This window comes from Rummeliibacillus sp. BSL5 (assembly GCF_052928305.1).
On record NZ_JAVGCV010000005.1, the window covers coordinates 78930 to 101965 of the forward strand.

20 protein-coding genes and 1 riboswitch are annotated in these 23036 nt (G+C 37.5%); of the genes, 4 read left to right on the top strand and 16 right to left on the bottom strand.

From position 1 onward, the window contains the following. Positions 1–14 precede the first annotated feature (14 nt). The 16 genes from RCJ93_RS13960 to ldmS form a co-directional block, all read right to left on the bottom strand. Entirely contained in the window at positions 15–722 is a 708-nt protein-coding gene (locus tag RCJ93_RS13960; protein WP_446739314.1) for an ABC transporter ATP-binding protein, read from the bottom strand. Continuing rightward, positions 723–1499: an ABC transporter ATP-binding protein gene (locus RCJ93_RS13965; RefSeq protein ID WP_150285370.1), complete on the bottom strand. Its 777-nt coding sequence runs from the start codon at positions 1497–1499 to the stop codon at positions 723–725. It abuts the gene before it with no gap. Next, complete coding sequence (locus RCJ93_RS13970; protein WP_147197451.1) at positions 1492–2439, bottom strand: branched-chain amino acid ABC transporter permease; 948 nt, start codon at positions 2437–2439, stop codon at positions 1492–1494. Before RCJ93_RS13970 ends, RCJ93_RS13965 begins: the two co-directional genes overlap by 8 nt. A 12-nt stretch (positions 2440–2451) precedes the next feature. Continuing rightward, positions 2452–3327 (bottom strand): branched-chain amino acid ABC transporter permease, encoded by an 876-nt coding sequence (locus tag RCJ93_RS13975; RefSeq protein WP_066791013.1) that lies wholly within the window; start codon positions 3325–3327, stop codon positions 2452–2454. A gap of 75 nt (positions 3328–3402) precedes the next feature. Beyond that, positions 3403–4608 (bottom strand): ABC transporter substrate-binding protein, encoded by a 1206-nt coding sequence (locus RCJ93_RS13980; RefSeq protein ID WP_066791015.1) that lies wholly within the window; start codon positions 4606–4608, stop codon positions 3403–3405. Positions 4609–4944: 336 nt separating this feature from the next. Further along, a complete protein-coding gene (locus RCJ93_RS13985; protein ID WP_147197457.1) occupies positions 4945–5700 on the bottom strand; it encodes an SDR family NAD(P)-dependent oxidoreductase in 756 nt (251 codons plus the stop codon). A gap of 93 nt (positions 5701–5793) precedes the next feature. Continuing rightward, positions 5794–6993 carry an MFS transporter gene (locus tag RCJ93_RS13990; RefSeq protein WP_147197459.1) on the bottom strand — a complete coding sequence of 400 codons (1200 nt, stop codon included), beginning with the start codon at positions 6991–6993 and terminating at the stop codon, positions 5794–5796. Then, positions 6990–7427: a MarR family winged helix-turn-helix transcriptional regulator gene (locus RCJ93_RS13995; RefSeq protein WP_066791024.1), complete on the bottom strand. Its 438-nt coding sequence runs from the start codon at positions 7425–7427 to the stop codon at positions 6990–6992. Before RCJ93_RS13995 ends, RCJ93_RS13990 begins: the two co-directional genes overlap by 4 nt. 178 nt (positions 7428–7605) lie before the next feature. Next, positions 7606–8886: a cation:dicarboxylate symporter family transporter gene (locus tag RCJ93_RS14000; RefSeq protein WP_066791026.1), complete on the bottom strand. Its 1281-nt coding sequence runs from the start codon at positions 8884–8886 to the stop codon at positions 7606–7608. Between the two features lie 151 nt (positions 8887–9037). After that, a complete protein-coding gene (locus tag RCJ93_RS14005) occupies positions 9038–9943 on the bottom strand; it encodes a response regulator (RefSeq protein WP_066791028.1) in 906 nt (301 codons plus the stop codon). Next, positions 9940–11166 carry an ATP-binding protein gene (locus RCJ93_RS14010; RefSeq protein WP_446739315.1) on the bottom strand — a complete coding sequence of 409 codons (1227 nt, stop codon included), beginning with the start codon at positions 11164–11166 and terminating at the stop codon, positions 9940–9942. The genes RCJ93_RS14005 and RCJ93_RS14010 overlap by 4 nt, the downstream gene beginning before the upstream one ends. A gap of 287 nt (positions 11167–11453) precedes the next feature. Further along, entirely contained in the window at positions 11454–12182 is a 729-nt protein-coding gene (locus RCJ93_RS14015) for an amino acid ABC transporter ATP-binding protein (RefSeq protein ID WP_150285368.1), read from the bottom strand. 20 nt (positions 12183–12202) lie between these two features. Then, complete coding sequence (locus tag RCJ93_RS14020) at positions 12203–12949, bottom strand: amino acid ABC transporter permease (RefSeq protein ID WP_150285367.1); 747 nt, start codon at positions 12947–12949, stop codon at positions 12203–12205. A 164-nt stretch (positions 12950–13113) separates the two neighbouring features. Next, a complete protein-coding gene (locus tag RCJ93_RS14025; RefSeq protein WP_446739316.1) occupies positions 13114–13965 on the bottom strand; it encodes a transporter substrate-binding domain-containing protein in 852 nt (283 codons plus the stop codon). Positions 13966–14068: 103 nt separating this feature from the next. Continuing rightward, positions 14069–14255, bottom strand: a riboswitch (Lysine riboswitch). Between the two features lie 96 nt (positions 14256–14351). Beyond that, a complete protein-coding gene (locus RCJ93_RS14030) occupies positions 14352–15806 on the bottom strand; it encodes a hypothetical protein (protein WP_150285365.1) in 1455 nt (484 codons plus the stop codon). A 191-nt stretch (positions 15807–15997) separates the two neighbouring features. Next, a complete protein-coding gene (ldmS, locus tag RCJ93_RS14035) occupies positions 15998–17191 on the bottom strand; it encodes an L-aspartate--L-methionine ligase LdmS (protein WP_150285364.1) in 1194 nt (397 codons plus the stop codon). 278 nt (positions 17192–17469) lie between these two features. On the opposite strand from ldmS, the gene guaC reads away from it, so the two are divergent. The 4 genes from guaC to pgeF all read left to right on the top strand — a co-directional run bounded on the left by guaC (position 17470) and on the right by pgeF (position 23035). Next, the gene (gene guaC / locus RCJ93_RS14040) at positions 17470–18453 is read left to right on the top strand and encodes a GMP reductase (RefSeq protein ID WP_446739317.1); all 984 of its coding nucleotides are present in this window, start codon (positions 17470–17472) and stop codon (positions 18451–18453) included. A gap of 405 nt (positions 18454–18858) precedes the next feature. Beyond that, entirely contained in the window at positions 18859–20820 is a 1962-nt protein-coding gene (locus tag RCJ93_RS14045) for a methyl-accepting chemotaxis protein (RefSeq protein ID WP_446739318.1), read from the top strand. Between the two features lie 109 nt (positions 20821–20929). Then, positions 20930–21994 (top strand): hypothetical protein, encoded by a 1065-nt coding sequence (locus RCJ93_RS14050; protein WP_223823618.1) that lies wholly within the window; start codon positions 20930–20932, stop codon positions 21992–21994. A gap of 279 nt (positions 21995–22273) precedes the next feature. Next, entirely contained in the window at positions 22274–23035 is a 762-nt protein-coding gene (pgeF, locus tag RCJ93_RS14055; protein ID WP_150285361.1) for a peptidoglycan editing factor PgeF, read from the top strand. Position 23036: the final 1 nt, after the last annotated feature.

Here is a 23036-nt window from a genome sequence, read left to right on the forward strand (position 1 = left end):
GGTATAATCAGATACTATAATCCACCTAAGTAAGCAGCTTTTACTTGTTCTGCCTCTTGTAAATCTTTTGCTAGTCCAGATAATACTACGTGACCCGTTTCTATTACATATGCACGGTCTGCTATTGATAAAGCCATATGTGCATTTTGTTCGACTAACAAAATGGTCGTTCCCTCTTTACGTATTTCTTCAATGGTATGAAAAATTGTTTTTACCATTAAGGGAGCTAATCCCATGGATGGTTCATCTAATAGAAGTAGTTTTGGACGTGCCATAATTGCTCGCCCCATCGCTAGCATTTGCTGCTCTCCACCTGATAGTGTCCCGGATAGCTGTTTTCGCCTCTCCAATAAGATTGGAAAGATTTTAAAGATCCGTTCTTTATCTTCTGCTACGGCTTTATGATCCTTACGTAAATAAGCACCCAAATCCAAATTTTCTTCCACTGACATGTTTGAAAAAACTCGCCTACCTTCAGGTACGTGAGATATTCCAGCTTTCACGATAGTTTGAGCTGCTTTACCAGCAATTGTTTTACCTTGGAACTCAATGGTTCCTTGCTTTGGTTTTAAAAGGCCAGAGACCGTTTTTAAGAGTGTACTTTTCCCGGCGCCATTTGCGCCGATTAATGTCACAATCTCTCCTTCATTAACCTCTAAGGAGACGCCTTTTAATGCTTGGATATTCCCATAGAATACATTAATCTCATTAATTATTAGCATCTACTCCGTAACCTCCTCGCCAAGATACGCTTCAATGACTTTCTTGTTGTTCCTGATTTCTTCCGGTTTGCCCTCAGCTATTAGTTGGCCATGATCCAGTACATAGATGCGCTCACAAATCCCCATCACCAATCCCATATCATGCTCGATCAGCAAAATGGTTAGGTCAAACTTTTCCCGTATAAGAGCAATTAAACCCATTAGATCTTGCGTTTCCTGTGGGTTCATACCTGCAGCTGGTTCATCTAAAAGCAAAAGCTTAGGTTTAGCTGCTAGTGCACGGGCGATTTCTAACCGCCTTTGCATACCATACGGCAAGTTTTTAGCCAATTCATTCATGTAGGGATCGAGCCCAAAAATCTTTAAAAATTCTATAGATTCTTGTTCCATTTTTGTTTCACCCGAAAAATAATTTGGCAAACGAAAAATGGAACTGATGACAGAATGGTGTGCCAAAGAGTGATTGGCTACTTTTACATTGTCTAATACCGTTAAATCCTTGAAGAGTCGAATATTTTGAAACGTCCTACTGACACCGCTTTTTGTTACTTGGTGAGGCGACATATTATTTGTTTTCTTTCCATTAAAAATAATGGTGCCTTCAGTAGGTTTATAAACACCTGTCAGCATATTGAAACTTGTTGTTTTCCCAGCGCCATTCGGTCCGATTAACCCAATTAATTCGCCTGCATGCATTTCCATATTTAATCCGGATACTGCTTTTAAACCACCAAACTGAATACCTACATTTTCTACTTTCAAAAGAAGGTCACTCATTGACTTTTCCTCCTTTTGCTTTTTTGTTGAATTTAAAGAAGTCCGTTATTTCTTTAGTTCCCATTAAGCCTGATGGTCGATATAACATAACAATAATGAGGACTAAGCTATAAATAATCATTCGAGTTTCAGGGAAGTCTTGTAAGTATAAAGAAATAACTGTCAATAAAATAGCTGCAATGACAGCACCAGATAAACTTCCCAGCCCACCCAAAACAACATAAATTAAAATATCAAAGGATTTTAAGAACCCAAATTGTGATGGTTGTATGATGAAGAAGTTGTGTGCAAATAGCCCACCTGCAAGTCCAGCAAAGAATGAACCGATTGCAAATGCCAATACCTTGTAATACGTTGTATTAATCCCCATTGCATCTGCTGCAATTTCATCTTCTCGTACGGCGATACATGCTCTACCATGTCTTGAATTCGTAAAGTTTGCAATTACAATAATTGTAATTAGGACGCCGAAAAACGCGTATGTCCAAGTCGTCAAATAATCAACCTGCATCCCTGCAGCGCCACCGACATAATCAATATTCAAGAAAATAATTCGTATAATCTCAGCAAATCCTAGTGTGGCAATTGCCAAATAGTCTCCCTTTAAGCGCAATGTCGGTATCCCAACAATAAGTCCTGCTACAGCTGCAACAATTGCACCAATGATTAGAGCAACAGGGAATGGAAAGCCTAGGTTGGTAGTAAAAATAGCTGAAATATAAGCCCCAACAGCTAAGAATCCCGCATGTCCAATCGAAAATTGGCCAGTAATGCCAATGACTAAATGTAAACTCACAGCTAGTATGATATTAATAGCAATGGTAATAAATAGATTGGAATAATACATATCAAGTTGGCCATTGACAATCAATAGCTCAACAATGGCATAGACCACAAGCGCCACTGCAATGTAAATCCAAAAGATTTTAGACTTTTTCATATGCACGCTCACCTACACTTTCTCTCGGGTGTTCTTGCCAAAAATACCCGATGGCCTAAAGATTAATATGAGAATTAGAATAATAAACGCTGCCGCATCCCGCCAAGAAGAGAAACCGAGCGCACTAACAACTGTTTCAACTACACCAAGCACCATTCCGCCAGCCACTGCTCCTGGAATAATTCCTATTCCTCCTAATACAGCTGCAACGAATGCTTTAACTCCTGGAATGATCCCCATTAATGGATCAATTTTTGTATAATACACACCGAATATAACTCCTGCCGCTCCAGCTAAGGCTGACCCTATCGCAAACGTTACGGAAATCGTATTATCCACATTAATCCCCATCAACCGTGCTGCCTCTACATCATGAGATACTGCACGCATAGCCTTGCCAATCTTTGTTTTATGTACGATAAATTGAAGGATTAGCATTAGTACGATAGATACTGATAGAATCATGATTGACTGCATACTAATTTGTGCACCTAAAAATTGAAATGTTTTAGAAGAAACGACATTAGGATATGCCTCAGGTTGTGCCCCTCTAAAGAAAATGGTTGTATATTCAATTAATAGCGACACGCCAATCGCTGTGATCAATGCAGCAATACGCGTAGCATTGCGCAAACGTTTATACGCTACCCGCTCGATGAACACGCCCAATAAAGCGCAGACCACCATCGCTAGAAGGAGAGCCGGAAAGAAACCCAAATCCCATCTTGATATTGCAAAAAAACCTATAAATGCGCCAATCATAAACACATCACCGTGCGCAAAATTAATTAATTTGATAATGCCGTAAACCATTGTATAACCTAGTGCAATCAAGGCGTAAATACTGCCGAGTGAAATTCCGTTGATTAATTGTTGCAGCCATTCCATATACAGTTCACTCCTTTTAAAAAACAATAGAAAAACTAGAAAAGGGAGGTCTATGCCCTCCCTTTAAATAACAGCTTAAGGATTGACCTTAGAGTTAAACACTTGTTTGCCATCTTTGAATTCAAGTACTGTAGCTGATTTCACTGGGTGGTGATTCTCATCCACAGAGAATGTGCCTGTTACGAGAGACAATTCTTTTGTTTCCGCCAAGGCATCTTTCACTTTTTCGCCATCTGTAGAACCAGCTCTTTCAATTGCATCTTTCAGCCAATACACCGTATCGTAGCCCAACGCATTGAATGCATCCGGTGCTTGGTCTTTGTTAGCACCTTTAAAGGCCTCTACAAATTTTTGAATTTTTTCATCTGGATCTTCTGATGAATAGTGATTGGTAAAGAATGTGTTATTAAGCGAATCTCCTCCAGCAAGTTCGACCATTTTTGGCGAATCCCATCCATCTCCGCCCATCAAAGGTACGGTGATACCTGCTTCTCTTGCTTGCTTGACGATCAAACCTACCTCCTCGTAATAACCTGGAATATAGATAAAGTCAGGTTTCTTGGATTTTAGGCGTGTAAGCGTTGACTTGAAATCCGTATCTTTCGCAACATATGATTCTTCCGCTACTACTTTTCCACCATTTTCTTCTATTGTTTCTTTGAAAGATTTCGCTAAGCCTTTTGCATAATCACTGGCACTATCTGAGAAGATAGCGACGTTCTTCGTTTTCAGTGTGTTCAAGGCAAAGTTTGCTGCAATCCTTCCTTGGAATGGATCAATAAAGCATGTACGGAATGCATATTCATTTACTGAATTATCACTGTTAACAGTTACTGTCGGTGAAGTAGCTGATGGCCCGATCACCGGCATTTTATTTTTATTTGCTATTTGTACAGCCGCTACAGTATTGCCTGAAGTAGCTGAACCAATTTGCGCTACAACCTTTTCTTGCGTTGCGAGCTTGATAGCAGCAGCCGTTGCTTCCGCTGCGTCTGATTTATTGTCAATTTCGACAGGGACAATCTTCTTGCCGTCAATACCCCCGTTATCATTGATTTCTTTAATAGCAAGTCTTGCTCCTTTTGCAATGCCCGAACCGTAAGAGGCCACATTGCCCGACAACTCTAGATTTAGACCAATTTTCACTTCTTTACTGCTGTTACCTTTGCTGCCTGACGTAGTGGATTGGTCTTTGCTACCGCAACCTGCCAATAGCCCTACAACTAATGAAGAAGCCAAAAATACCGAAGCATACTTTTTTAATTTACTGTTAGCGACCATCTAAAGCCCTCCTTTGATTACTATATTCCAAATATTTTGAAAATTTTATCTAGAAGATATTTAGGAATATAGTCTTTCTATCTAGCAATACTTAATACTTAATACTTATTACTTATTACTTATTACTTATCATATTGTAATGTATTCCTTTCTATTCGTCTACATAATTTTTTATAAATTATAAATATTTAAAATAGTCAAAAACATATTTTATTAATCAGTCCATTTTGTTCTATATTATGGTTTCAGCGCTTCTAGTATACCTTTATAAAGAAATGAAAAAATCAAGAAGGAGTACTCCTTCTTGATTCATTGATAAATGCTATAGTGAGAAAATTAATGAAGCATAATAGAACCGCCATCAACCATAAAGGTTTGGCCAGTCATGTATTGAGAATCCTCTGAAGCTAAGAATACAGCTACACGGCCGATATCTTCTTCCACATCGCCAAAACGGCCCAATGGAATTTTACTTCTTACTGCTTCATAGTACTCTGGTTGGGCTTTTGCCCATGCTTGTACACCAGGTGAGTTGGCAATTGGGCTGATAATGTTTACATTAATGCCAAAGCGGCCCCATTCATTTGCAGCAACACGAGAAATACCACGAATTGCTTCTTTTGCAGCAGCATATGAGCCTTGTGTTTCATGACCATTAATACCAGCGCCTGAAGCAAAGTTAATTACATTGCCTTTTGTTTCTTTTAAATAAGGAAGCGCTGCTTGCATTAAATAAAATGTTGGGTAGAACCCTGTATTGAATGACAAATCTAAATCTTCTTGTGTTATGTCTTCAATAGTAACTTGCTTAGAAGCATGTGCATTGTTTACTAATACATTCAATTTTCCGTATTTCTCAACAACTGTTTTTATGATATTTGGAAGATTTTCGCGATCCATTAAGTTCGCTTGCATGAACATAGACTTTGGCGAGATTGCTTGCAATTCTTTTTCCATTGCTTTGCCTGTCTCTTCATTTAAGTCAACAATCACTACGATTGCTCCCTCTTTTGCCATCGCTTTCGCCATGCCGCTGCCAATACCTCCAGCTCCTCCTGTAATAATAGCAACTTTTTCATCTAATTTACCCAAAAGTAACAACTCCTTTCCTTCAATACACACTATTTTAGCACTAAAACATTTAACGTTAAAATAATATCTATATCTATACTGGTTTTTTATGCATTAAACCGGTTTATTCTCCATTAAAAGATGATCTTTTCGGCCATGGAGCAAGAAGTATAGAGCTAATGTGATAAAAATAAATATCCCTAAAGAGATATATAGTTTTCCGTAGCCGATAAGCGGGATAATAAAACCAAGCAAATATGGCCCGATACCTAAGCCGCCGTCCATTGCGATAAAGAATGTAGAAGTCGCAAGACCCATACGATGAGAAGGTGTTACTTTTACGGCGATAGCTTGTGCTGAAGATGATAAATTACCGTAACCTATCCCAATAATAGCGCCAGCAGCTAAAAGAACAAAATTGCTATGCGCAGTACTTAGTAATAGCAAACCTAAGCCAAAAAGAACAAAGCAAGGATACATGACAAAGTTAGCACCCTTCGTATCCATTAACCGTCCACTGAATGGGCGTGTAATTAAAATTGCAATTGCATACACAACAAAGAAAAAGCTAGAAGCTTCTACTAAGTTACGATCTTTTGCAAAGAAGTTGATGAATGATAAGATGCCTGCATAACCTAATGACATACAAACAGTAATAATAGCAATCGGAATTGCTTTTGGCTCAATATATTGAGAAATAGAGAAACCTTTTGATTCCGCTTTTGCTTCAGGAATCAATTCCATAGGCGGAACTTTTGTTGTAAGGCCTATTATTAAACTAATAACACCTAATAGTACACAAACCGCAAAAATCATATTGTAAGAAGTATGTTGGCTCATTAGAATTCCGATAAATGGCCCAATCGCTGTTCCTAATGTTGTACTCATACTGTAATAGCCAATGCCTTCACCTTTACGAGAAATCGGTAGTACTTGCGCAACAATGGTACCAGTTGCTGTAGAAGCAATCCCTACGGCAAATCCATTTACAAAACGAGATAAAAGGAGCACTGTGATGCCCGCGTGGATAAAATACAAGCATAATGTAGCAATAAATAGAACAAGACCTACAATCAGAACATGTTTACGGTCAAAGTGGTCGATAACTCTCCCCGTCCCAAGTCTTCCAATCAATGTACCGATAATATAAATCCCTGTTACTAAGCCCGCTTGACTAGTAGTTGCATGATAATCTTTCACTGCAAATGAGGCGATAGTTACCATTAATAAGTAGAAAATTAATAGAATAAAAAAGTTAATTAAGGACATGACGATAAAATCTTTTGTCCAAAGCTTTTCTTTTGCGTGACTCATTTATTTTCCTCCGATCTGGTAGATAAATTTCTTTTGATTTTTTGCAAAGTATGAATAAATGCAAGTTGCTCTTCTTCTCCCACATCTAAGAGCAGTTGTTGTTCAAAAGCATCCACTGTGGTGCGGATTTCATTGAATATTTCCATGCCTTTATCTGTCACCACTAACCGTTTTTCTCGTTTGTCTTGCCCTTGGATGGTGTCGACATAACCCATTTCGATTAAACTCTTCATAGTTCTTGCAATATTCGGCTTTTCAACACCCATAATACGTGCAATTTCTACGGACGTAGCAAATTCGGTCATGACTAAATAATATAAAACGGACCATTGAGTTCGATGCAGCCCATGCTTAGAAAGCTGCTCATTTAACTGTGTTTCAAACGGTCGGTAGGTTAAGATTAGCTCATGAAAAAGTGTGCGATATTTTTTCATATACCCTCCATATAGTTAACAATGATAACTAAAACAACTTTTTCATTGTATCAGAATATAATTTTAAAATCAAGTAGCCTTGTAGGATTAAAGGTTTTTCCTTCTGGTTTCATGTCACAGTTTCTTTCTAAGCAAAATAAAAAGGCTACAGCCATTATGATGGCTGTAGCCTAAGTTTTTACACTAAGTTACTATTTTTTTCATTTTCAAAATAGTTATCATATTTTTCTTTATCCAAACGACCTTCTGATTTAGCCATAACAAGTGAGGCTAAAGAGTTACCTGTTACGTTTACAGCTGTACGTGCCATATCCAGGATACGGTCAATACCAAGGATAAATGCTAAACCTTCCAAAGGAATACCTACAGCTCCAAGAGTTGAAAGCAATACAACGAAGGATACGCCTGGAACACCTGCAATACCTTTTGATGTTACCATCAATGTTAATACCAATGTAATTTGTTGACCGAGACTTAAGTCAATTCCATACATTTGTGCGATAAACAAAGCAGCGATTGCTTGGTACAACGTAGAGCCGTCCAAGTTAAATGAATAGCCTGTTGGTATAACAAAGGATACGATATCCTTTGGTACGCCTGCTTTTTCCATTTTCATCATAATCCGCGGTAAAACTGTCTCGGAACTAGATGTAGAGTAAGCAAGTAAAAGTTCGTCTTTTAAAATGCGAATCAATTTAAATACACTTAGACCGAAGATTTTTGCCACAATGCCCAAGACGACCACAACAAAAAGAATCATTGCTGCATACACAAGAATAGCCAACTTGCCCAGTGGAACCAACGACTTAATACCGAATGTTGATACTGTAACAGAGATTAAAGCAAATACACCGATTGGCGCAAATTTCATGATTGTATTTGTTACCCAGAACATAGCATCTGCTACTCCTGAGAAGAAGGACAATACTGGTTTCCCTTTTTCTCCGATTGCAGCAACACCTAGACCAAATAATACTGAGAAGAAAATAATAGCAAGCATATTACCTTCAGACATCGCTTGTATCACATTCGTAGGTACAATATGGACGATTGTGTCAGCAAATCCGCCACCAGATTTAACACTTTCACTTGTCTCTACATAAGAGGAAATATCCCCTTTTGTTAAATGATCCATGTTAACGCCAGTACCAGGATGGAAGAAATCGGCTACAAAAATACCAATTATGATAGCAAATGTAGTAATTACTTCGAAGTAAACAATTGTCTTGATCCCTAATTTACCTAGCTTTTTCAAGTCACCTTGTCCAGCTACCCCTAAGATCAATGTAGAGATGATAATCGGTACGACAATCATCTTAATCATGTTCATAAAGATAGTGCCGACTGGTTGAAGATATTTGGGTACGTTTTCATTTCCGTAAAAAACAGCACCTACTATAATACCAAGAATTAGCCCGATTAAAATTTGCCAAGCCAATCCGATTTTTATTCGTTTCATTCAAGTCACCCCTTTAAAAAATTACAACTTTTTTGTGAATTATTTTTATTGTACCTAAGACATATAAAATCCGACACCATCCGACATTTTTTATGAAATAAAAATTCAAAAATATTTATTCAACTTAAAATTTTTAAAGAGAATTATAACATCATGCATCATAACGTGGCGGGTGTTTGAATTTTTCTTCTGCATCTACATACAGCACTTGAAGAAATTTTTTCACATTTACTTTCATCTTCTTTGGCGTTAGGGCCTTCTGTTGTATGCCGTTCATTAAGCCTCTTATTTCGGCAAATTCGAAATAACGAGGTGCATAATACTCAAATTCCGGATTCGTATAGTCTACTACCCCTAAAGTTGCTAAATTATTCATAGCAATCACTAGCGTACGCCGAATTCTTTGCTCAATTGCTTTACTTTCCTTAATAATTTCAGAGCTGCTTAATTTTTTTCGGCATGCCAATTCTTCATATAAGTCTTTTAATGGAGGAATTTGCCTTGGCTTATCTTCTCTCGATACTAAGAATTCAATGATGGCTACAATATCATCGCTACCTGCTTCACCAACGATTCCCATATCATTTAATATGGAGAAAACCACATCCTTAATCGTTCGATGTGACTCTTCTCGTGTTTCTGCCTCGAAATTTAAGAGTGATTTACGGATGGTCAATAGAGATTTCTTTAATAAAAAACGCTCTGACGTTTTTTTAAGGATACTCTGCACTTCAATTTTGTTGATTGGTTTATGAATAAAAAATTCAATGTCCTTTTCATATGCATGGCCCACCATTTCTTTATTCTCCACCTGAGATATCATAATAAAGTATCCTTTAAAACCTTGTTTGCGCAATTGTTCAATTGTTTCAATACCATCTAAATTAGGCATCAGTAAATCAATCAGCACAAAATCTGGGTCACTGGATAAAATCGACTCTATAGCACTAATACCACTATCCGCCTCACCGACAATGACCCCCATATCTCCTTCCAAAATAATTTGCTTTAGCATACGGCGGCTCGCCGCATCGTCATCGACTATAAAGTATCTCATCTTTGCTCAACCCTCTTTTCTATGTTTTTCTTTGGAATCCTTATATGAAAGGCTGTGCCGTCTGCTTGATCTTCAAGCCTAATTTCTCCTTCAAGCATGTTGATTATTTCTTTTACATGTGAAAGGCCAATACCAGTAGCCGCAACGCCTTGTTGATTGTATTTTGTTGTAAAACCCGGTTCAAAGATAATATCCATATCTTCTTCTTTAATGCCAGTCCCATTATCTTGCACTTTAAAATGAATCATATTCCCTTCTGCCCATATAGACACGCTTATCATGCCAGATTCCTCGATTGCTTCCACAGCATTTGCAACTAAGTTATTGAGAATGGCTAGAATAGGATTTTGCTGAGATAGGATAAAGTCGACCGTCTGAGTAGTTTTGAGTTCCACTCTTTTATTTAACATACTGCTATATTTAAAATTTGCTTTTTCTACAAATTCTACAATATTCGATAAATAGTACTCCTCATTTGTTTTCACTACAGATATGTCTGAAAGGCCTGAAAAGATTCTTTGAGCATCCTTTTTCACCTCATGGATTTCCTGGGAAATATGGAGCGCGCGTACGCTAAGGTTTGTTTGATTATCAGCTTTCAATGTTCGATAAAAGTCATAACTATCAGCCATAATTTGTTCGATATGATTCATCATTTTTTGCAAATAGAGCGTTTCTACGTATAAGCCAGAGTCGAGTGATAGTTGTTCACCTACTCGTTTTTTCTCTTCCATTGCAATGATTGAACTAAAAATACCCACAACAAAAAAGCTTCTTAAAAAAGCAACCATCACAATTAAGAGCAGATCAGAAATACCTATATTGGTAACTGACATAAGGTATCTCAGCAAATGCTCCGCAGTGTTCGCCACAATTTCAATGCCTGTAGCGATTAAACCTAATTTAAATGGTGAATCAATAAATTTCTCCAGCTTTATGAATTGAAAAAGGAGAACATACAAGAAGTAATAAAAAAACGCAGGAAGATGTTCTTGAAAGCTATTGTCCCATGTGCCACTGTAAAATATAACTGAAATAATGAGACGAAAAAGAACTACGGTTGTCCCCGTTATAATACCTGTTTTTAAAACGGACTTTGGTTTCCGAGCTAACAGAAGCACTAAGAAAGTTATACTGCCTACTCCAAAGCGAAACGGTTCGCCTTGAAAGGGAGAGAGTTTAATTTCGCTACTGACAGCTGTTAAAACAGCGATCAATAACATCCATATCGTTTCCGACTTCAACCAATTTTTTTGACTAATGCCTATGGAGATTCCCCTCCAATCAGATAATATATTCTCTTTATATTACCATGATTGCACTAGAATGAAAAAATACGGTGAAACTTATAAGTCATATAAAAAACAAAAGACGATATCCACGCTACTAAGGGCGTGGATATCGTCTAACTGTTAGCTCATTTGATCAATGAGCTTTTATGAAAAATGAATAGGTGTGCTGAAAATCATTTGAGATTTCGAGAAACCATTTAATAGTTCCCTGTATTTTGTTATGCTCTTTGCAAAAATGCCCTTGTACGCTCATTCTTAGGTTGATTAAATACCTCTTCTGGCTTGCCATCTTCTACGATAACACCTTGATCCATAAAGACAATACGATCGGAAACTTCCCTTGCAAATTCCATTTCATGTGTCACTATAATCATTGTTAAACCTAGATTCGCCAGCTCTTTCATCACTTTCAAGACTTCTCCTACCATCTCAGGGTCTAAGGCAGATGTCGGTTCGTCAAACAGTAGCGCATCAGGCTGCATAGAGAGGGCTCTGGCAATGGCTACACGTTGTTTTTGGCCACCTGAAAGCTGATGGGGACGAGCATTTTTGTAACGATCCATCCCGACAACCTTTAAATATTTCATCGCCACTTCCTTCGCTTCTTCCTTTGGCCGCTTTAATACTTTTATTGGTCCTACCATACAATTGCTTAATACATCACAGTTATTAAACAGATTAAATTGCTGGAATACCATGCCGAGGTGAGTACGGTATGTATTTAAATTATGCTCTTGGTCCAGTATATCCTGTCCTTTATATAAAATCTTTCCGCCAGTGGGCGATTCAAGCAAGTTAATACAGCGCAGCAGTGTTGATTTCCCTGAGCCCGAAGAGCCAATCACACAAACTACTTCACCCTCCTTAACAGAAAAGTTAATATCTCTTAATACCTCATGTGATCCAAAGGATTTATTGAGATGCATGATATCGATAATGTTTTCCATAGAATCCCTCTCCTTTGTTATTATGATGCCTTCTGTCCGCTCAGCATTTCTTGATTATCTATTAGCTGATATGTTGCATTGCCGGCAAGTTTTCTTTCGAAATATCTCAATATTTGTGTCACTATAATAGTCATAATCAGATAAATGATACAGGCGACAAAGAATGACTCAAAGTAGCGGAAGTTATTTCCTGCAATCGTCTTCGTTTGGAAGAATAATTCGGTAACACCGATCACATTTAACACTGATGTATCTTTAATATTCATAATGTATTGATTGCTTGTAGCTGGCAAAATATTGCGCATTACCTGTGGCAAAACGACATGCACCATCGTTTTCCAATGATTCATACCAATCGCGCGTGCTGCTTCAAATTGTCCATTGTCGATGCTAATAATGCCACCTCGTACGATTTCTGCCATGTAAGCCCCTGTATTGAGAGAAACAATGAACATTGCCGCAAATGTACGGTTCATATCAATGTGAAATATCAGGTCAGAACCAAAGTAAACAACCATCGCCTGCACAATCATTGGGGTTCCGCGGAAAAATTCCACATATACCGATAAAATGATGCTTACGCATTTTAAAAATACTCTTTTAATTCTACTTTTGCTTTTCGGGATTGTATGAATAATACCGATGATTAAGCCAATTAAGGCGCCAAAAATTGTACCAACTGTCGCAATGAGCAACGTCATCCATGCGCCTCTTAAAAACATTGGCCAGTTATTGACGATAATCTCTATAAACCATTCTAAACTCATCTATTTTCCTCCTCCAAACAGCGCCTTAACAGATGCTTATGTCTCTCCTATAACAAAGCTTTAATACATGCCGTATCCTTTAGGCGTAAATATTACATGTTAAAGCGCGATTGATGCAAAGCTAGTGAAAGCTGAAGAGCACTTTCACTAAGTGAACTTTTGCATTATTTGGCTGCTGGTTGTTGTTTAATGGCATCATCCATCATTTTTGTACGCTCTTCTTCTGAGATGCCTTTTAGTATTTCATTGATTTTCTTTGTTAATTTGCTATCTTTCGGTATACCCACTGCTGTTTGTGTATCTTCCGCGGCTGTTTTAAATCCTTTGCCGTCGCTAAATTCAACCATTTTAAATTGATCATTGGCTGAAGTTGCTGATACTGCTTCTGGTTTCTCTGAAACATATGCATCCATCTTGCCTGCTTGTAAAGCCACGCGCATAGCGGAGAAATTATCCGTTGCTGTTTGTTTTTTCACGCCTGGAATTTGATCAATAACTGTATAGTGGAATGTATTTAATTGAGCTGTTACTCTTGCCCCTTTAAAGTCTTCAATTGAAGTAGCATTTTCATATTTACTTCCTTTTTTAACGACCATCACTAGATGAGATGTATAGTAATTGTCAGAGAAGTCGATTGTCTTTTTGCGTTCTTCAGTAGGAGACATCCCTGCAATAATCGCATCTATCTTACCTGAAGCTAAAGCTGGCACTAAACCGTCCCATTCCATTTTAGAAATGACAAGTTTTTTTCCTAAGCCATCTGCAATTTTTTTGGCAATTTGAACATCATATCCACCTGCATATTCAGCGTTCCCTTGAATGGCAACCGCACCATTAGAATCGTCACCTTGCGTCCAGTTAAACGGCGGATAACCTGCTTCCATGCCGACTGTAAATGTGTCGCTTCCTTTGCTGCCTGAAGACTTTGTATCACCAGATTCTTTAGAACTGCACCCTGTTAGAATTAGCACAGCAATTAGTAACATGCTTGATAACAGTGTTCCTATTTTTTTCATATTGATCTCTCCCTTTTTTCTAAATAAAAAAGACTAGAATTATAGACCTGAGTTGAACTCAGGGCTACGTAATTCTAGTCCTAAATCCTCTACTTATATCCCAATTTGAGATAGCACAACTCAATAAACCATAGAAATTTATTGAGACAGTCCTGCAGTTATTCACTGCAGACCCAGCATGCAACAATGAGAAACTTGTTACACACTTCGGCAATATTTCCTTCTTCTTAGACTCATCGCTTTCTCTAACTCCACTAAGAACTAATAAATACTGCGCCTCTACCTCACCGTATAAGTGAGGCTATATTTAGTTATGTTTTAAACAGTCTACAATAGGGATGGAATGGATGTCAATAATATTTCAACAATTTAAAAGATTCTAGCCATCAATCTTCCTCATATTCTTCTTCTGCATAATAGACTTCCCCGCTCATGGCATTAATAGCCATGATTTCTTTTCCAGCTGGAAATTCTGCTTCATAAGTCAAATCATATATAATTAGGTCTTCATCTTCTTCATCATTGACCTCAGTTCGTGCAAGATGCATTTCCAGCTGTTCTTTAAATTTAGCGTCGGCTTCCTCTAAAGGCAGGACTGGTACAATGTCTAGGGTATTTAACTTCCCTTCGTTTGGCAACAGCAGCGAACATTCACGAATAATCCCCGTATATTTCCCTACATTGATATGAATGGTGTAATCACTTAATAGGACACCCTTATGCTGTCTTATAAATGAAAATGTTGTGTATGGCTCAAAGTCAAAGTTTTCGTCAAACTCATCATCTTCTTCTAACTCCAACTCTTCAAAGAATTGTCGTTCCTCTTCTGACAAGTCTTCTTCTGTTATTATGCCATATGACGAATATTCCATTTCCCCTTGCTGTACTTCTAACAGGTACTTTTCATGGACATCGCCCACAATCGCCTCTAGGAACATTTTTGCTTTATTAGCTAATGTAGCTTCTGGCAGTTCTTCTTTCTGCTCTTCCCACTCTACCAGCGATTCGTATTCCATAAACATAGAATCTATGTTTTCAATTTTAATAACAGGTTCTTCTTCATCGGTGTTTTTCGAATTGCCTATATACCAAAAACGATTTGCTCCGTCCTCAATCAATTGCATATCATCAGTTACACCAAGCAATGTTTTTACACTCTCGGTTACTGTAACGGGCTCAAAGGAATTAGCATTTTGCTCCCCATATTCCATAAAATCCTCTTCGTATTGGAGACTACCGTCTACATGTACTCTAAAAGTGCCACTTTTTGGTTTGTAGAGAAGCTGTAATTCCCCATTCAAGTCTGCAATCGCAAGTTCGACAAGCGGTTGTTCAAAAAGAATTTCCCTAGCATCTTCAGCAGAAATCTGAATATCAGGATAGGCTAGCTGATAATACGACTGATTAAAGGTAGCCGACAGGATAAAACCTTGTTTATTTATTTCTAGCGTCACACCTGAATTAGGCAAGAATAGATTTAGTGCAACATCCTTTGCTTCAAACGTTAACAAGTATGATTCACCATTCCATTCAGAAATACTGCGGAAAGTAAGTTCTTTTTGATAGAATTCATCTATAAAATCTTCCGCAATTCCCATCAAATCCTCTTGTGTTAATTCTTCATACTCATCAAGTGACACATCATTGTGTTCCATGATGTCTTCCATTTCAATTAAAAGTGATGCTAATTTTCCGTCTTCTGTTACTTCGATTTGCCCATAAGGCAACTCTCTATTTAAGTCTACAATTTCTCCAACTGTCGGATCGTCCTCATCGTACTGAATAGCAATGACCGGACGCCCAATCATATAATCGCGTAATATAAATTCCCAGCTCTTCATTGGTTTTCTCCCCATATTCATTTAATTTTCTATATCTAATTATTAAGTGGTTAGTATTGTTCATCTATAATAAAAGTGCTCTTTCTACTAAAAGTAGTATCTTCTTTGTTAATTTTACAGTGCTACTACTAAAAAATTCTACCATAAATAATACATTTGGGCTTAAACAAATCAAAAAAAAGCCAGAGGAATTAATCCTCTGGTCCGTTTTCTAAAACACTTTTTTCCATAAGCTCTTTTTCATACCGTTCAATCTCTTCGATTGAATCTGCATACCAGACTCCGGTAAATCTAGATGGTTTTTTTTGCTCGAAATAATCTCCATCATAGTAGGCTAATGGGAATAGTACGCCTTTTTCAACATACTCTTTTATCGCTGTATAGAATGCATCTCGTTGGTCATTTGATCGGTAGGCTAAAAACTTGTTTACTGGCTTTCCAAGTTGTTCGTGTAGTAATAACATGGATGTAGAACCATTTTGTCTAAAGTTCAAATCGATAGCTTTCACTTGGCCATCCTTTGTAATAACAAGGTCAAATCCCGCTACACCGATAAACCCTTTTTCTACACCGCATTCCATAATTTCGCGACCTGCCTGAATGATTTCTTCTGGTACATTCTCTACTAGTATATTTCCACTGTATATTCCGTTGTCATCTGTAATTTGCTTCGATGCACCGATGAATTGGATACCAGTTTCTTCTGAATAAAGGTACTGGCAGCAATAATTCACTTCTATATCAAGACACTCTTCAACAATAACCATTTTTGCATCTTCACTTTTAAATTTGCGGACGGCCGCGACTAGCTGATCGTCAGTGTGACAAATCATAACACCATAGCCCCCAGATGAAGGCAAATCTTCACCTTGTTTTAAAATAAGTGGTAGCTGCCATGATTTAAGCTCTTCCTCTAATTGATCTATGCAAACAACGTCTCGTTTAGGTACATACTGTTTTGGGATGATATCATCGATATTAGCCTTACAGTTCAAATAATTAAACATTTCTGCATCCATCCAATAACAATCTCGACTGATTTCTTCTTCATCATATAAATAATGGAAAACAATTTTCTTTTTCTCTCGGCTCCACTTGTGTAAAACAGCTTCATATTCTTCTTGGTTGCCATATTGATAGGGTTGTTCGGGTATTTCTACCCCTACTATTTCGAACAGTTCTTTGATTTTGTCTGTTTGTGTCGCTTTATGAACCAGCGTTGGTAAATTTGAGATAACTAATTCTCTTGCAGTTAAAAAGTCCAACTGTTCCATGTCCTGCGACATCCAAGGGTTTTCTTGATAAGATGGCCTTGGACTATAGACAGCGTCCTCTCCGTAGATTTGCTTCAATGTAAAGGTTGGTTTTACGACTAGCTGATCCATATTATCTTCTCCTTTTCTATAACCGCACTGTAGCGGTCTTTTTTATCTATTGTGTTTCAATTGTTAGATTCGTCTTTAGTTAACTCTTTATAGCTTTCAAAAATCCCTTATAAGGATGCTATTAATTACCCCTTACTCTCTAACAAGAAACTATATTTCAAAAAGATAACTAAAATCTAAAAGACCTTTACAAATAACTAAAAATAATGTAAATTATCAAATGGCGAACGTTTTATAAATAAATAAAAAATAATATTCGACTTTAGGGGTGTTCCTTTATGGATAATGTATTTGATTACGAAGATATTCAGTTGATTCCTGCAAAATGTATTGTGAATAGTCGATCAGAATGTGATACAAGTGTGACACTTGGCGGACATACTTTTAAGCTTCCAGTGGTCCCTGCAAATATGCAAACAATTATTGATGAAAAGGTAGCAATCCAATTAGCAGAAAATGGCTATTTCTATATCATGCATCGTTTTAATCCTGAACAACGCGCAGACTTTATCAAAGATATGCATGCACGCGGTTTAATTGCATCTATCAGCGTTGGTGTTAAATCGGAAGAATATGACTTTATTGAGACATTAGAAAGAGACGGGCTAACACCTGAATTCATTACTATTGATATCGCTCATGGACATTCCAATGCAGTCATTAACATGATCCAGCATATTAAAAAACATCTCCCTCAATCATTTGTCATTGCAGGTAATGTTGGAACACCAGAAGCAGTTAGAGAATTAGAAAATGCTGGTGCAGATGCAACAAAAGTAGGCATTGGACCGGGTAAGGTATGTATTACTAAGATTAAAACTGGCTTCGGCACAGGCGGTTGGCAATTAGCTGCACTTCGCTGGTGTTCTAAAGCTGCTACTAAACCAATTATTGCTGATGGTGGCATTCGCACACACGGCGATATTGCAAAATCTGTACGTTTTGGCGCTTCTATGGTGATGATTGGCTCTCTATTCGCTGGTCATGAAGAATCACCTGGCGAAACAATCGAAATAAACGGCAAACTTTATAAAGAATACTTTGGCTCTGCATCTGAATTCCAAAAAGGGGAACGTAAAAATGTAGAAGGCAAAAAATTGCATGTTGAACATAAAGGGCATTTAAAAGACACCCTAATTGAAATGGAACAAGATTTACAGTCATCTATTTCATATGCAGGCGGTACAAAACTAGATGCAATTCGCAATGTTGATTATGTAATTGTAAAAAATTCAATTTTCAACGGAGATAAAACATATTAATTTTCTTTACCGGACAAATAAAAAAGCCCTCTACGTCATGCTATATGCTGATCGTAGAGGTTTTTTTCTACCCATTATTAAAAATATTTACTATTATCCGATAAATATTTTGGAAAACTATCACTATACGATTCTTTATGTGATAAAATTAGCTCGCAATTAAGGTAAAAGACACTCATATGCACTATGTACATAACAGAATAAGGGAAATAAAGGATCTAAAATCCACATCACATAAGCTTTTAACCTTATCTAAAAACATGAGTGAATCCAAAAGTCTTGATAGGAATCAGCACCCTTAAAGCAATTTGGTTAATGAATGCTCAGCGGACTTCCAACGAGTAAAGTAGTCACTAAACTTTCTTGCAGCATATCAAAGTTTTAGTATAAGAGAGGTAAACGCGAGTGAAAAAATTATTTAACTGGAGTCTGCGTTCTAAGTTAATTGGGGCTTTTTCAATTTTCTTGATTATTCCTTCGTTGCTGATGGCTACGATTTCTTACAGTAGCACAAAATCACAAATTAAGCAGGAACAACTGAATAGCGCTAATTCTACTATTAAACTGTTGAATACAAATATAACGAATACTATTCAACCTAAAATCCATGATGCAACTTATTTATCTAAACACATTTCTAAAGGTTTAATCGATTCTTCAAAGGATTCAGAGCTTCGAAAAATATTAAATCAATATATTAACGAACATCCTGAGACAGCGATGGCTTATGTAGGTACAGAAAAAGGCGAAATGATCCGTATGCCTTATGCTACATATCCGAAAGACTATGACCCACGAGAGCGTCCTTGGTACCAAGAAGCAAAGGATAAGTCAGGAGATGTGGCAATTACTGAGCCCTACACTTCAACTTCAACTGGCGAGTACGTGGTAACTATTACAAAAACATTATCAGACGGATCAGGCGTCATAGGCATTGATATTAAAATCGATGCTTTAAGAGACATTTCAAATCAAGTGAAAATTGGAAAGCTAGGTTTTATTTCTTTATTAAGTGATGGTGGAAAGTATATTGCAGATCCGAAGGCAGATAGTGGATCAGCTCCTAAAGAAACTTATATGAAGGAAGTATTAAATAAAGCAAAAGGTCAGACAGAGACAGATGAACACAATATCCTCTACCTCACAAATAATGAAACAGGTTGGAAAGTAGTCGGCACCACATACAAATCAGAAGCAGATAAAGCGGCAGCATCTACACTTTACTTGGATATTATAGTAGAAATTATATTCTTATTATTAGGTGCATTTGCCATTTGGTATATTGTTCGGTCTATTATAAAGCCTATCAATCGCTTAAAAGAAAGTGCCTCTAAAATGGGGAAAGGCGATTTATCAGAGGAAATTATCGTCACTTCTACGGATGAGATCGGACAGCTTTCTAGCTCATTCAATGATATGAAGAATAATCTTGCCACTCTTATTCAAAAAGTAGGATCAAGCACAACGCTTGTCCGCACATCATCAGAAGAATTATCAGCAAGTGCTAGCCAAAATATTGCTGCTTCAGAACAGATTGCCTCTGCCATGCAGCAAGTAACTATCAATACAGAAAATCAGACAACTGGCATTGAGCAAAATGCTACTGCAGTTGAAGAAATCTCTCATGGCATCAGCCATATTACAGAAAGCATTAATGAAGTCGCTGTTTTATCTTCACAAGCGACAGAACAAGCAGAAACAGGCGAAGAATCCATCCAGCATACAGTGAATCAAATGGATTCAATCCATCATTCCGTATCTGCTACGGACACAAAAATAAAGTTACTGTATGATCGTACTAAGGAAATTGGTGCAATCTTAGATATCATCGGCGATATTGCTGGTCAAACCAACTTGCTTGCATTAAATGCATCGATTGAAGCCGCACGCGCAGGTGAACATGGCAAAGGCTTTGCAGTAGTTGCAGAAGAGGTACGTAAGCTTGCAGAGAGCTCACAACAGTCTGCATCACAGATCGCAAGTCTCATCCATGCGGTACAGCAGGATTCATCAGAAGCTGTAAAAAATATGGCTTCGACTCTAGAAAACGTTCAAGAAGGATTAAGCATTTCCAAACAGACAGCAATGCAATTTGAAGCAATCATTTCAAGCATGCAAGAAATTACACCAAAAATTGAAAATGTCTCGGCTACTACAGAGCAAATTTCTGCCTCTATTCAAGAAGTATCGGCTACTGCTATTACATTAAATGATCATGCAAAAGACAATGCAGCAGCATCCGAAGAGGTAGCAGCTTCAACAGAAGAGACGCTTACTTCAATGGAAGTAATGGAAGAAAACGCAAATCAACTTCTCAATATGTGTGAAGAGTTACAAAACATGATTGGTGAATTTAAAACAAATTAAGAGATACCTCCTTTATAGAACTATCTATAGAGGAGGTTTTTATTCTATCACTTCCCCTTCATATGAATGGGCCATGCTGCATAAAGTGAATTAAAAAGGTGGGATTGATATGAATAATGATTTGCATTTTATACGTTACTTTTTGCCCCCGACAGCTGCTATTTTAGAATTAGAAACAGGTCCTGTTATTTTGCATGCCGATGTAGACGGTGACTCAATTGAAGAGCTGATTAGTGCCTATAGCTATAGGGGCAACACGTTTCTTCTTATGCTAAAGCAAATAAATTTCCAGTGGCAGCCGCTCGTCCACCTCAAAATAGAACAGCACCATATTGCAGGGTTATATGCTGTAAAAAAGAAGGAAAGCACTAAAAAGGATTTAGTCATAGAATGGAAAATAAACAACCTTCCTCCTTACTTAGATACACTAACGTGGACTTCTAATGGATTCCAGCGGCAGACAACCCCATCTCAACAGCTTATCATTACGAAAGCTTATGGCGATGTTACGGGAGATGGACTAATAGATACCGTCTACCTCACAGGTGAAAAGCAACCTGATAGCCCGCTTTGGCAGAACCTAGAGCTACAGATTATGAATCACTCGCAAGGCATTCCTGTTAACATATCGCTCAATGATATGAAAGGTTATAACCCAACCATCTTTCTCGGTGACTTTACCGGGGACAAAGCTCAGGATATCCTTGTAACTGTGGATTCTGGTGGGAGCGGTGGTATTATTTTCACAAAAATCTTTTCTTATCAAAATGGAGTATTTAAAGAAATATTCGACGACGAACGCTTTAATAACAAATCAAGTTATAAAGTAACATATGAAGACGGCTTTAAAGTGCGCGTTACGAGCTCAGTACCGCCAAAACAGTATAAAATCGATCTTACTTATAAAGGAAAATCCTATCTTTCAGAAATATACAAGCCAAATGGCCAATTAAAAGAACCGATTGAAGGTTGGGTAGATCCAATAAGCGGTCTATACCCAATCGATTTTGACCGTGACGGTGTCTATAGTCTCTTGGCATTCCAAAGCATTGCAGGCAGGTATCACGCTGACCGTTTAGGCTATGTTCAAAGTACATTAGAGTGGGATGGTGAACAGTTTGTAGTTGTAAGACAAAATGTCTCTATAGAAGGTCGAGAAGGAAAGCGCCAATAAACTATTAGGACAGGAGAGAAATTTTGCAAAATATCTTGCCAAAACATTCCTCTTTGAAAATCGTCTTACGAAAAAGGCAAAAACAAATGTGTAGGCAAAAAAGAGAGTCAATGAAAAAAGGTACTAGAAAAACAGGTATCGAGCCTACACTTCTTCCCGCTCACCAACAGCAAAAATAGTAAACTATGAGGCAGAGTGGCAAACACCACTTTGCTTTTTCTTTTCTTCTCTGCCTATACATTCCGTTGTATTTAAAATATAGTAGAAGCGGGTGATAAAATGAATACAAAAATATACATGGACAACGAAAACTTAATTGCAGGCATTTCATTAAAAGATACAAGTATGCCCGAAAACGGCAATATGGCACTCCATAGTTGCACTGATCCTTCTTTAATTTTACAAAATCGAAGCTTGTTGGCAGCATCTATCGGTTGCGATCTTAATCAATTTGTTTGTGCCAATCAAACACATAGCCCAAACTTTTATAAAGTCACTCGAGACGATGTTGGGCGTGGAGCTGAAGCAAAAGAAACAGCTATTGAGAACACAGATGCACTATATACGTTTGAACCAAATATAGTACTGTGCACCTTTACTGCTGATTGTGTCCCCGTGATATTATATGATCATTCTACAGGCCTGGTTGGCGTTATCCATTCTGGCTGGCAAGGGACGATTAAAGAAATTACTCTGAAAATGATTGACTATTTGAAAGAGAATGAAACATGTGACCCTAAAAATCTGTATATTCATATTGGCACAGCTATTAGCCAAGATAAATTTGAAGTAGATCAAGATGTATATGATCAATTCAAAAATCTGAGCTATGCAGATGAGTATATGTATTTTAATGAAAAAACAAATAAGTATCATATCTCTAACCAACAAACCGTTAAAAGGCAATGCGAGCTTGCGGGTGTACCAAGCGCTCACATTACCATAGATGAAACATGTACGTATATTAATAATGAAGGCTTTTCATATCGTGAGGATAAAAAAGCAGGTCGCCATCTAACATTTGTAATGAAAAAGCAGTAAC